This is a genomic window from Carboxylicivirga marina (assembly GCF_016612505.1).
Taxonomy (GTDB): Bacteria; Bacteroidota; Bacteroidia; order Bacteroidales; family Marinilabiliaceae; genus Carboxylicivirga; species Carboxylicivirga marina.
Genome location: NZ_JAENRR010000018.1, coordinates 21,211 through 33,821 on the forward strand (window position 1 = coordinate 21,211; position 12,611 = coordinate 33,821).

Here is a 12,611-nt window from a genome sequence, read left to right on the forward strand (position 1 = left end):
TAAAGAATATAACTATGAGTGGCGGAAATTGTCCCGAAACCCCCAGGCAGAAAATGATCGGAATGATGTACTTATTCCTGACAGCCATGTTGGCTTTAAATGTGTCAGGTGAGTTACTTCAGGCATTTCAACTGGTAGACGAAAGCATACAGGAAAGTATTAAAACGACCGATAAAAAGAATAAAGACCTCATTGATCAATTTAAAGCTGCTGAAGCTGTAAATGAAGCAAAGGTAAAACCCGCTCGCGTAAAAGCGGATGCTATAAAATCAGCTGCTGATTCACTTTACAATCATATATATGATTTAAAATTATTAATGGTGCACACGGTTGATGGGCCGGAGGCTACTTTGGACAATTACCTAAGTACCAGCAATCAAGATATTGCTCCTCAGATTATGATAACCGAGAGGAGCGGAGCGCGTAGTGAAGAATTGAAGAACAAGATCAATGCATACAAAGAACTTTTGATTAGTTATCTGGATGCGGAGACTGATACCGTAATGATTGCTTCATTGAACAAGATTCTTTCAACAGAACCGGCTGCTCCTTCGCAAAAAGGTCAAGTGCAAGTTTCGTGGGAAAGTCAAAAATTTGAGCACTTGCCGCTATCTGCATCATTTGCCTTATTAAGCAGTATTCAAAGTAATGTAAGAAGTACGCAAGCAGATGTAATGTCATCGCTTTTAAGTGGTATAGATGAGAATACATATAAATTTAATAATGTAAGATCAGTTGTTAAGCCTAGCTCATCAATGGTCCTTAAGGGCGATAAATATAGTGTTGAACTGTTTATTGCAGCAACAGATGATTATCAAAAACCACGTTTTGAAATCCCTGGCTATAGTATTGAACCAAACGAAGCAGGAATTGGAGTTTTAGAGATTCCGGCTAATAGAGTTGGTAAACAAAAATGGCAAGGAAAAATTTGGTTTAAAGATCCGAATGGTAAAGATATACCTTACGACATCGAACATGAATTTGAGGTGATGCAACCAAATGCGGTCATTTCACCAATGAAAATGAATGTTTTTTACGAAGCACTTGATAATCCGGTGGAAGTTTCTGTTCCAGGTATTTCAGCCAGCCAGTTAGATGTGACCTTCTCAAATGCAACTAAGCGTTCAAAAGGTAATGGCGTTTTTGATGTTAAGCCTAAGCGAGGTTTTGCAGGAGGTAAATCAATCGTTACTGTGTATGCTAACATTGCTGGTAAAAGACAACGAATTGGTAGTAAGGAGTTCCGTATAAAGCCACTTCCGTTGCCGTATGCCACCATAGCTGGTAAGAGTGAAGGAAAAGTCAGTAAAGGATTACTTGAAGCCCAAAGTGGAATATTTGCTGAAATGGGTCCTGACTTTGATTTTGAATTAGAATATAAAGTAACACAGTTTAGTATTGCAACTGTTAAGAATGGTTTCTTCCAGAGTAAGTTATCCAATAGTAATATCATGACTCAGGAGCAACGGGATCTTATTAGTGGATGTCCACGAGGTGCAAAAATAACCGTGGAAGAAATAAAAGCTATTGGTCCGGATGGCAGAAATAAGAAGCTGGCACCTTTAGTGATAACTGTTGACTAGGAAATAAAAATTAAAGACGATGAAAAGATTATTCTTTATCCTAATTGTTTTGGTAGGATTTGGTGCAGCTGATGTAGCAAACGCACAGGAAGTAAACACTGAGCTATACACCAAGGATCATGTACCAAACCGAAAGCCAATACCTTATGCACATGTGCGTGAAGCAGATGTATTATGGGCGAAGAAAATTTGGCGTGTGATTGATTTACGTGAGAAGATTAATTTGCCAATGTATTATCCAACCACACAAATGGATAATCGATATAGTCTGATTGACTTATTAATTTACGGCATTAAATACGAAGGTTTAACGGCCTATTCAACTTCTACTGAAGATGAATTTCAGGTAGCTTTAACGTTGGATCAGGTAATGCGTGAGATGGGGGCTGTATCAGATACACAACAAATTCGTAATGCTGAAACCGGATTGTACGAGGATAAAATAATCGAAGGTAAAATCCAATCGACAGACATTAAGCAGGTCATGTTAAAAGAGATCTGGTTCTTCGATAGAAAATATTCACGCATGGATGTACGTATCATTGGCTTATGCCCAATTAGAGAGTTCGTACCAAGTGATGCAGGTGAAAATGCTCAAATAAGAAAAACACAGGCATTCTGGATCTATTTCCCGGAAGCGAGAGGCTTATTCGCCCGTCATGAGATTTTTAACCCTCGTAATGATGCCCAACGACGTACTTACGATGATATTTTCATCAAGCGTTATTTCGGTAGCTACATCTACAAAGAAGCCAACGTGTATGATAACCGAGGTATTGAAGAATATACCGCAGGTATGGAAGCAATGATGGAATCAGAAAGAATCAAACAAAGCATTTTTGAGAAAGAACACGATATGTGGGAATTCTAATCAAAGGATAAAGTTTACTAGTCTAAATATATAAAGGGAGCAATTTTGCTCCCTTTTTTCGTTAAACATGGAATATTTCCTCGTCCAAAAAGATGTTTCAATGCACAAATAAGGCACAAAAAAAAGATGCTTTCAATATCTGAAAACATCCCTTCTATATATCTATACTTGTTGCTCTAATTCTTAACCAGCGTGCCGATATTTTCACCTTTTAGCACTTTAATAAGGTTACCCTTGGTATCCATGTCAAAGACAACAATATCGAGCTTATTCTCTTTACACATGGTGGTGGCGGTTAAATCCATTATTTTTAAACCACGATTATAGATCTCATCAAATGTAATCTCATCAAACTTAGTAGCTGTTGGATCTTTTTCCGGATCAGCTGTATAAACTCCATCAACACGAGTACCTTTTAACATCACATCGGCTTCAATTTCAATACCTCTTAATGAAGAACCTGTATCAGTTGTGAAATAAGGATTACCAGTTCCGGCAGCTAATATCACTACTTCTCCTTGTGCCAAGGCCGCCACAGCTTTTGGCTTATCGTAATATTCACCTACCGGTTCCATTCGAATAGCTGTCATCACACGGGTTTTAACATCCATTGCCTGCAATCCAGATTGTAAAGCCAATGCATTAATAACGGTTGCCAACATGCCCATCTGATCACCCTTATAACGATCAAATCCTTTAGATGCACCGCTTAATCCTCTGAAAATATTTCCTCCGCCAATAACGATACCAACCTGAACTCCCATTGCAACAGCATCTTTAATTTGCTCAGCATAATCGTTCAATCGCTCTTGATCAATACCATATCCTTGCTCTCCCATTAAAGATTCGCCACTTAGTTTTAACAGTACTCGTTTGTATTTCATCTTCTTTTATTTGTTAGTTTTCAAGCATTCAAAGATAAGAAATGATTATGAAGAAAATAGTGAAGCAATTACTGTAAAAACCTAATGAATCATTATCATGACACAAAAAAAAGAGCAAGAAACCTGTCTCACTCTTATTTAAATCTTTTTCGATATTTCTTATTGCAACATTTCATTCAGCCTTTTTTTAACCTTACTCCCATCCCAGCGTGCTGCTCCTTGTTTCTTCATCACCACCTGTCCTTCGGGTGAGATAAGGAAAGAAGCCGGAATACTACGCGATGAAAAAACATCGGGTTGGCGACTACGCAATACATATACTGGAAAGGTAAATTCTTTTTCGGCCATAAAATCGCGAAGAATACCTTTTGACTCCTGACTAACCAGTATAAATGCCATGTCATTTTGGTACTCGTCATATAATCGTTGAATTGAGGGCATTTCGGCAATACAGGGTGGACACCAGGTGGCCCAAAAATTAATAAAAATAACTTTCCCCTTTAACTCAGAAAGCTCAACCGAATTTCCTTCTAAATCTTCTACCCGCCATTGATAATCATTATCGGTCAAATAAGTAACTTCCTTACTCTCGCGAGGCTGAAACATGCTATAACGAATAATGGTTGACTGAACAACTTTACGAGTGCCAGGAATTAACATGGCGACAAGTAATACGGTAAATAAAAAGTCAAACACGATGCCAAGTACCGTTTTCTTACGTCGGTATTTATACCATTGTTCTGCCCAAAATCCTTTCTTCATTATCCAAAAATTATTGTTTGATTATAACAACATATACCTATTAAGGTTTTAAAACAAATACTTCCACAACGAACCGTATTGTTTTATACCAGCATTTACCTCCACTTTTACCCAGCTATTTCCTTTTACCAATCCTGCTTTCTGCCTAAAGCTATTTATATTAATTGTTAAGCGATGTGCTGTACCAGGCATTAATGTTAATGGAAATACATCACTTTGAGCATTTCCTTTTATTCTGAACTTACGCACTTTTTTAAATGGGATGCCAAATGCCAACACAGGCGGAAAGAATGTGAGGCTCTCTTTAGTCTGATTATTAATCATTATGGTTGCCACTCTTGCTTTCGTTATTTTATCACGACGCATTCTGATGGATACCCAAACAATAGACGGTGTAAGTTTTTGCAGCCATCCGCGTTTAGTAGCCACATATACCAGCAAAACCATTCCCATCAGCAAGTACAAAGAAATCATCTCAGGATTACGCTCTTGCTTTTCTTGCTGTTGTTTGTAATAGATTTCATTTAAGGGTTTTAGTTCAGTATCGTCATTTTCGATAGCTTCTTGCTGAGTCGATTCCTGAGAACTTACCTTTACTTGTTCAACACGTCCACCCTTACTGCAGATTTGCATCATCAGCAAAAAACCTAATCCAACAAGAATAATCAATCGGTTTTGATGATAAAAAGCCTTTAATTTATCAAAGTTCATCATTTAGGTATAGGTTGGAAAGAGCTCTAAGCCTTTATAATTAATGTAATATTCACCATCCTTTACTGGCTTGGCCATTTCTTCTTTTGTCTCCCCATTGGCATTAGCAATACCTACACTTGCAAAATAACAGATGGCCTTATGTTTATTACCATGCTTCATCACCTCTGCGGCTATGTGAGGCAATAATAATCCCATATCAGGATATGCTTCTGTACGCACCACCACAAAATAGCGTTTATCATCTTTGGTAGCTAATATTTGTGGATTAACATCTGACTCTTTACGAACGTTTAGCACCTTATATCCCTTATCAACCATATCTTTATAGACTACCTTAATACCCAAAAAATGTAATTCTTCGGTAGTCAACACCTGTTCATTTCCCATTCTCACATTATTTAAAGCCACAAAATTGGCATAAATAACTCGAATAGAAAAATGACTACTGAAAATCAATGATTAAGGATAAAGTGAATATTTTATCTGCCTTTAGCTCTTTACAGTCCTTCGATTTGATAGTAACTTATAATGGCTTTTATTAGGGTTGATATTATAAACACTTAAATGGAGGGAAAATTATGCCACTGACACGTCTAGAGAAGTATCTGGATTTGGAACACATTAACTACAAACGCATTGTTCATTCCAGAGCCTATACTGCACAAAAAACAGCCGCCTATTCGCATATCTCGGGCAATGAAATTGCGAAAACTGTGATGGTAAAAATTGATGGTAAACTGTGTATGGTCGTTATACCAGCATCTTTCCAAATTGATTTGAAGGAATTACAGCGCGCCACCGCTGCCAAAAACGTACGCTTGGCCACCGAATCTGAATTTAAAGATGCATTTAAAGATTGTGAAGTAGGTGCACAACCACCTTTTGGCAACTTGTATAACATGGAGGTATTTGTGGCCGAAAAGTTAACAGAGGACACAACTATTGCCTTTAATGCTTGTAATCATGCTGAACTCATACAAATGACTTATAAAGATTATCAGCGTCTTGTTCATCCGACTGTTGTAAAAATAGCCAGAACAAACATTGCCGAAGCCTAATAGCGGAGGCTCTATAATAATTACAATTCCATCAGATGTAATGTGAGATGTTTAGAATGTCCGGCATCAATGTGTTTACTCATTATGCCGGGCATTTTTTGTTTACCAATCACCGGCTTGCTTGGCAGTATAGGACATAATATTCACTTTCAGAACAAGTGCTTTATTTAAAACTGCTGGTATGTATTCATTATTTTCCTTTCCGTGCTGTTTCATAATTACGTCAAAACCAAATTTCTTACCTTCATCATCGGAAATAATTTCTACTTCACCAGTTCCAATCACAGAGCGATATCGCGTTGTCCATTGACATGATACATCACCTTTTACTACTTCACTGTCGTATTCTATTTCAAAACCAACCTTATTATTCTTCCTGATTAAATCCAGCTTGCGGCCTTCTAATGCACAATGAAAATAGAGCTTACCATCAGCATAGCCATAATTCATTGGTACGATATAAGGGAAATGTTCGTCGTAAATGGCTAAACGGCAAACACTCGATTGTGACAATATTTGATGGATGATGACAGCATCTTTTATTTCTCTTTCTTTGCGTCGCATAATCGTAACATTTGAATACAAATATAGCTACCTGCAAATTATATCGGTAATCGAATGCTTTTTTAATACCTTTAAACCCGATGAGTACCAAACTAAGTATTATACAAGCAGACAAAAGCCCTTTCTTTTATGGCTACATTATTGCCATAACCGGTACTATTGGAATATGGGCCAGCATTCCCGGACAAACAGCCGGAGTATCAACTTTTACCGATCCGGTTAAAGATGCATTAATGTTAACACGCGATCAGTTTAGCCTGGCATATATGTTTGGCACTTTGTTAAGTTCCATTGCATTAACCAAAGCAGGAAAATTGTATGATCAATTTGGAGTCACCAAAACAGCAGCCACATCTGTACTTATTTTGATAATAACCTTATTGCTATGCTCTGTATCACCAATCATCGCAGGTCAAATTAGTCTTATTACTGGATTCAGCCATTGGACGATTCCATTTGTATTAATGATCGTTTTGTTTTTCCTGCTGCGTTTAAGTGGTCAAGGTGTTCTTACCATGACATCGCGCAACATGATTATGAAATGGTTTGACCAAATGCGTGGTCGCATTAATGCTTTTAGTAGTGTAAGTGTCTCCCTTGGTTTCTCGGCCTCTCCTATCTTTATCGATTATTTAATTCAACGATATACCTGGCAAGGTGCCTGGCAAGTGATGGCAGCAGGATTAACCCTTGTTCTGATAATGATTTTGTTTTTTTATAAAGATAATCCGGAAGCGCATGGACTGCATCCGGATGGTAAAAGTAAAACCGATACAAAAAAGAGTTTAAATGCAGAAGACTCAAAATCATCAACCTTAAAAGAAGCCAAACAATCCCGAAGTTTTTGGATGTATGCCCTAATATTAGCCTTTCATGCATTTTTTGTGACCGGGTTAACCTTTCATGTGGTGGCACTGTTTGCCGAAGCAGGATTATCGCGCACCGAATCCATTAGCATTTTTCTGCCAATGACAGTGGTTTCTGTGATCACATCGATAAGCGCCAATTTTATCAGCGATTGGATACGATTGAAAATATTGCTTTACCTGATGATACTCGGTGCTCTTGTTGGCAGTGTTGGCTTACTGATGCTTCAAAATGCACTTGCCACTTACCTCATCATCATTGGCCTTGGCATAACCGGCGGTTTATTCGCAGTAATTAATGCCATTACCTGGCCTCGCTTTTATGGACGAAAGCATTTGGGAGCTATATCTGGCAAAGCCATGTCGATGATGGTTATGGCTAGTGCTTTGGGACCCTATTTCTTTAGTCTGGCTAAAACGTTGACCAACACATTTGCAACCATTGCATACATTAGCTTGGCCTTTGTTATTGCAATTGCTATTGGCTCATTAAAAGCAAATCCGCCAAAGAAGACAGTTCAATAGACTATCAACTTAAGGCGGATATAAACTAATAATGAGCTGTTTTTACCTACGCTGTCAAACGCTTGTTATTTATTCAATAGTGAATTTATTTACTCAACTACAAGGCTTACATCCATGGTAAAATCATTACTAATGGCTTTATCGCCCAAATTATCGAAGAATGAACCTGAACCATATCGGATACCATATAAAGTACGGTCAACCGTGATGGAAGCAATGTAATCATTATCTTTTTTCTCGATGGTAAATTCAACAGGATGCACCTGACCTTTAATGGTTAACTGCCCTTTAGCTGTAGCTTCATTATTTTTAAACTTCGTAACCGAAGCTAATGCCAAAGTTGCTGTAGGATATGTTTCAACACCAAAGAAATCATCTGAAAACAAATGACCAATTAGTTTCTTATTATACTCTTCATTCTCAACATCGATATTGGTCATGCTTTTCATATCAATCACAAAATGACCTTTCTGTATATGACCTTTTTTAAGCTCCAGGCTTCCTTCTTTCAACTTAATAAAGCCATAGTGTGATGATCCTACTACTTTTGTTCCAGTCCATTTTAAAGCTGATGCTTCAACATTGGCCTTAACTGTTTGTGCATTTGCACTAGCCACCATAGCTATTATTGCTAATACGGTAATTAAAATTCTTGCTTTCATAATTTATTGTGTTTATTATTTAAATATTCATTGGAACATCCATTATTAGGATGCGAGCTGCTGAGTTTGTTTCAATTGTAAAGGTTTCAGTATCGGTAATACCAATGGCATCACGCGTACTAAGAAGCTGCCCTGCCACTTTTACTTCACCTTCAATAACCATGAGGTAAACGCCATTACCTGGCTTCTTAATTTCATAGCTACCTTGCCAGTCTGGATCCAAATCTCCCATATGGAACCAGGCATCCTGGTAAATCCACACACCACTATCATCTGCCTTAGGACTTAATATCTGGTACAATGTGTTTTTTTGTTCCACCGAACTCAATGATATTTGCTGATAACGAGGTTCAACATTTCGCTGATTTGGGAAAAGCCATATTTGAAACAGCTTTAATTCATCATCATCACTACCATTAAATTCACTATGAAAAATACCCTTTCCGGCGCTCATTACCTGTACTTCACCACTTTCGATGTAAGAAGTATGTCCCATGCTATCTTTATGCGCTAATCGCCCTGATAAAGGAATGGTAATGATTTCCATATTATCGTGTGGATGTGTATCAAATCCTTTTGCTGGTGCAATGACATCATCGTTCAAAACGCGTAATACACCAAAATGCACACGCTCAGGATTATGGTAATTGGCAAAACTAAATGAGTAATTCGCTTTCAGCCATCCATAATCGGCTCCTCCTCTACTTTCTGCTCTAAAAATTTGTGTTTGCATGGCATTGTGTATTTGTACATTGCAAACATACGACAGACTATAAAACAAGTAATTACGAAAAACAGCGCATTGATTATAAAAATCAGACCTTATAGTCTTTTATTTGAGATTTAGACTGTTTATCCCATTTCTCGTACCGACTGTCGAAAGGCGATAGGTGATTGTCCGCTTATTTTTTTGAAGAAAGATGCAAAATGCGAAGGCTCTTCAAACCCGAGTTCAAAAGCCAACTCTTTGCCCGACATCTCAGTAAATAGCAAAAGGCGTTTGGCCTCAATCATTAGTTTATCCTGAATGTACTCTTTGGCTGACTTTCCGGTTTTCGTTTTGACATATCGATTAAGATAATCGCTCGATACAGATAACAACTCGGCATATTGTTGCACTTTATGTATTTGTTTATACCGACGCTCGATATGCTGTTTAAATTCACGAATTAAACGGTTGCTACTCGTGTCGTACTCGGCATTTAGCTTAGCCAGATTACATGCACCAGAAATATTAATGATAAACAGTTTGAGTAATGCACCTAATGCTTCATACTTAAAAAAGTTATCGCCATTCTGATAACTTTTCATTTGCTCAACTATGTATGTGAGCGTATGCAGTTGTAGCTCATTTATGGGCATGGGTGGCGAATCGCCAAAAGAATTGTAAAGGTATACCCGATTAATTAACTCCTCTGAAATGCCATTTTGCATTAAAAAGGTTGAACTAAAATTTATGACATAACCATTGGGGCGGCTATCACTTAAAAACTGATGCACCTGACCCGGATACACAAAATGAATGGCAGCGCCTTCCAACTGGTATTCCTTAAAATCGATGATATGAACGCCACCGAGTTCTTTCTCAACTAAAATAATGGTAAAATAATCATGTCGGTGAGGATGATCCATTAATTCTGGTTTCCCTTCCAGCATATCATGTATATCGGCCGTTGACTTAATGATAAAATCAATTGCTTCACCATTATTTTTAGCCAACTGAAAGGTTTTTATCTGATTGTGGGCATTCACCTTATCCATTTAATACAAAACCAACTTTAGGCACATTTTCAATCGATATGGAAGCATCTTCCTTGAGGTATTTCCTCAGTTTGGCTATAAAAACATCTAAACTACGACCATGGAAGTAATCATTCTCACCCCAAACGGCAATTAATATATCCTCACGTTTTACAATCTCATTCATCGTCAGACAAAGAATCTTCAATACATCGCATTCCTTTTGTGTGAGACGTTTTGAAAAGCCATTTCCTTCCAGGTTCTGATTCGCCGAATCGAAATGATAAGTGCCAATTTCAAACTTGCTTATTTCCTGTTTGGGCTGTTCATTTTGTAATTGTATACGGTTAAGAATGGCCTGTATGCGGCAAAGTAGTTCATCTTCGTCAAAGGGTTTAGTAATGTAATCGTCTACACCCAAGCGGAAGCCCTTAATTTTATCCTGCTTCATGGAACGAGCTGTCAGAAAGATGATGGGTACTTTTTTATTTTCCTCGCGAATATTTTCAGCAATGGTAAAACCATCCATACCGGGCAGCATTACGTCCAGTATACAAAAGTCGTATTTGCCCTTTCTGAATGCTTCTAAGCCACGCTTACCATCTTTATACAATTTTACATCAAAACCATTGGATTCGAGAAAATCGACCAACAGAAAACCCATGCTTATATCGTCTTCAACCAATAAAATCTTAGCCATTATTCAAAGGGTAACAAAATAGTGAAACATGTTCCTTTACCTTCTACACTTTCAACAGATATCTGCCCATTGTGTTCTTCAATTACTTTCTTAACAAAAGTTAATCCCAGGCCAAATCCCTTCACATCATGTACATCGCCGGTTCCAACTCTATAGTATTGATCAAATATATATGGCAGTTCCTTTTTTGAAATTCCAATGCCCTTATCACTTACTTTGATGCATAAATTGTTTTTCTCCTCCGATGTATTGATGCTAATGTTTGCCTGCTCTTTACTGTACTTAATGGCGTTATCCAGCAGATTTGACATCACCAATGACAAGCGACTATTATAACTATTCAAATGATGCCTTTTAGCATTATAGGATGCTTTCATCTCTCCGCCTTTTTCTTCAATACGATAGGCAAATGACCTCATCAACTGCTCAATTACCTCTTTCATATCTATTTCATTACGCTCGGCTTCGCTATTGGTATCGCAAGACAACTTTAATATATCTTCGACATGCGATTGCATACGCTCATATTCATTGATAACTACTTGTGCATAATCACCCGTCTTTTCCTGATTGCTTTTCTTTTTCAGAATCATATTGGCCGCTAGTCGGATATTGGCGAGTGGCGTTTGAAACTCATGCAACATGTTATTAACAAACTCACGCATGTGTGTCATGAGAGCTTGCTCACGCCGAATTAAACGAAGCAGTATGGTATACGAAGCGAGTAAGAACAAAATGATAATAATAGACATGAAAAATAAACCGCTCATTTCGGCCAGAATAAATCGATTCCTATCGGGAAATTGCAAGCGCAGTCGAATGCCTTCGCGCTCCAACAAACCATTTAGCGTTTGCTGATAACATTTTGGTCCCCAAATTAAAGATGAGTTTTGACCAATTAAAGTGTCGGTAACAGCAAACGTATAATTAAGCGGTAGGTTATATATCTCTAGTTGCGAGTGAATGATACTATCTACTTCGGCACTTTTTCGTCGGGCATTGATACAATCATTACCGCACAGAAATTTATCCATTTCGGGGCACAGACGATTACCAATCTCATCACGGGCATCTTTCAAAGCCATTACCACCCGGTGATTAAAATTCTTCTCTTCTAATCGGGCAGCTCTTACGATATAATTGATTTGAATAAACAACAAAAGGGCTAAACCAATGAAAGTAGCGATTGATAAGCCATAATATTTTTTGTTCTTCCCCATTTTTCTAAAGTACATATTCTAATTAATGCCTCAAAATTACCAAAATAAAAGACCTAATTGTCTTCTTTTAACATCGTCTTAACAACGATTAACAAGTCAATAACTTACCTTTATCGATATCAAACTTACATTTGTATTATCACAAACATTTAATTAATATTTAAAACACTTTATTATGAAGAAGACATTAATCCTTTCGTTCCTTTTTGCTTTTACTTTGGCAATTGCTTCACCTACAATGGCAGCTACTATTGATCAGGAGCCTCAAAAAAAGGAACAAACAACGGACAAGAAGAAGAAAAAAGAATGTTGTTCGGAGAAAAAAGCCTGCTCTGAGAAGAAAGCTTGTGGCGAGAAAAAAGAATGCTCTGGAGAAAAAAAGAAAAAAGGATAATTGCAGTAAATTTTATTGCTATCTAAAAAAGCCACTTCATTCGAAGTGGCTTTTTTTTGCATCTTTCG

Annotated in this window: 15 protein-coding genes; 5 read left to right on the forward strand and 10 right to left on the reverse strand. The window is 37.5% G+C overall.

Annotated features, from left to right (window positions below):
• The first annotated feature begins 14 nt into the window (after positions 1–14).
• Together porM and porN are read left to right on the forward strand one after the other, a co-directional pair.
• Positions 15–1,583, forward strand: coding sequence for a type IX secretion system motor protein PorM/GldM (porM, locus tag JIV24_RS09450; RefSeq protein ID WP_200464787.1), 1,569 nt, complete (start codon positions 15–17; stop codon positions 1,581–1,583).
• A gap of 19 nt (positions 1,584–1,602) precedes the next feature.
• Positions 1,603–2,454: a type IX secretion system ring subunit PorN/GldN gene (gene porN, locus JIV24_RS09455; protein ID WP_200464788.1), complete on the forward strand. Its 852-nt coding sequence runs from the start codon at positions 1,603–1,605 to the stop codon at positions 2,452–2,454.
• A 176-nt stretch (positions 2,455–2,630) separates the two neighbouring features.
• Here the strand turns inward: porN and pyrH are convergent, their stop codons facing one another.
• The 4 genes from pyrH to JIV24_RS09475 form a co-directional block, all read right to left on the reverse strand.
• A complete protein-coding gene (gene pyrH / locus JIV24_RS09460) occupies positions 2,631–3,338 on the reverse strand; it encodes a UMP kinase (protein WP_200464789.1) in 708 nt (235 codons plus the stop codon).
• Between the two features lie 159 nt (positions 3,339–3,497).
• A complete protein-coding gene (locus JIV24_RS09465; RefSeq protein ID WP_200464790.1) occupies positions 3,498–4,100 on the reverse strand; it encodes a TlpA family protein disulfide reductase in 603 nt (200 codons plus the stop codon).
• Between the two features lie 48 nt (positions 4,101–4,148).
• Entirely contained in the window at positions 4,149–4,814 is a 666-nt protein-coding gene (locus JIV24_RS09470) for a hypothetical protein (protein WP_200464791.1), read from the reverse strand.
• Entirely contained in the window at positions 4,815–5,201 is a 387-nt protein-coding gene (locus JIV24_RS09475; protein WP_200464792.1) for a hypothetical protein, read from the reverse strand.
• Between the two features lie 191 nt (positions 5,202–5,392).
• On the opposite strand from JIV24_RS09475, the gene JIV24_RS09480 reads away from it, so the two are divergent.
• Entirely contained in the window at positions 5,393–5,872 is a 480-nt protein-coding gene (locus JIV24_RS09480) for an aminoacyl-tRNA deacylase (RefSeq protein ID WP_234445773.1), read from the forward strand.
• A gap of 102 nt (positions 5,873–5,974) precedes the next feature.
• Here the strand turns inward: JIV24_RS09480 and JIV24_RS09485 are convergent, their stop codons facing one another.
• Complete coding sequence (locus JIV24_RS09485; RefSeq protein ID WP_200464793.1) at positions 5,975–6,436, reverse strand: pyridoxamine 5'-phosphate oxidase family protein; 462 nt, start codon at positions 6,434–6,436, stop codon at positions 5,975–5,977.
• 80 nt (positions 6,437–6,516) lie between these two features.
• Between JIV24_RS09485 and JIV24_RS09490 the strand changes: the two genes are divergently transcribed.
• Positions 6,517–7,827 carry an MFS transporter gene (locus JIV24_RS09490; RefSeq protein WP_200464794.1) on the forward strand — a complete coding sequence of 437 codons (1,311 nt, stop codon included), beginning with the start codon at positions 6,517–6,519 and terminating at the stop codon, positions 7,825–7,827.
• An 89-nt stretch (positions 7,828–7,916) separates the two neighbouring features.
• Here JIV24_RS09490 and JIV24_RS09495 read toward each other — a convergent pair whose 3' ends face one another.
• The 5 genes from JIV24_RS09495 to JIV24_RS09515 all read right to left on the reverse strand — a co-directional run bounded on the left by JIV24_RS09495 (position 7,917) and on the right by JIV24_RS09515 (position 12,149).
• The gene (locus tag JIV24_RS09495) at positions 7,917–8,489 is read right to left on the reverse strand and encodes a YceI family protein (RefSeq protein WP_200464795.1); all 573 of its coding nucleotides are present in this window, start codon (positions 8,487–8,489) and stop codon (positions 7,917–7,919) included.
• A gap of 19 nt (positions 8,490–8,508) precedes the next feature.
• Complete coding sequence (locus JIV24_RS09500; RefSeq protein ID WP_200464796.1) at positions 8,509–9,222, reverse strand: pirin family protein; 714 nt, start codon at positions 9,220–9,222, stop codon at positions 8,509–8,511.
• Between the two features lie 119 nt (positions 9,223–9,341).
• Complete coding sequence (locus JIV24_RS09505) at positions 9,342–10,250, reverse strand: AraC family transcriptional regulator (protein ID WP_200464797.1); 909 nt, start codon at positions 10,248–10,250, stop codon at positions 9,342–9,344.
• Positions 10,243–10,929, reverse strand: coding sequence for a response regulator transcription factor (locus JIV24_RS09510; protein WP_200464798.1), 687 nt, complete (start codon positions 10,927–10,929; stop codon positions 10,243–10,245). The genes JIV24_RS09505 and JIV24_RS09510 overlap by 8 nt, the downstream gene beginning before the upstream one ends.
• The gene (locus tag JIV24_RS09515) at positions 10,929–12,149 is read right to left on the reverse strand and encodes a sensor histidine kinase (RefSeq protein ID WP_200464799.1); all 1,221 of its coding nucleotides are present in this window, start codon (positions 12,147–12,149) and stop codon (positions 10,929–10,931) included. Before JIV24_RS09515 ends, JIV24_RS09510 begins: the two co-directional genes overlap by 1 nt.
• Before the next feature lie 175 nt (positions 12,150–12,324).
• On the opposite strand from JIV24_RS09515, the gene JIV24_RS09520 reads away from it, so the two are divergent.
• A complete protein-coding gene (locus JIV24_RS09520; protein WP_200464800.1) occupies positions 12,325–12,543 on the forward strand; it encodes a hypothetical protein in 219 nt (72 codons plus the stop codon).
• The last annotated feature ends 68 nt before the right edge of the window (positions 12,544–12,611 follow it).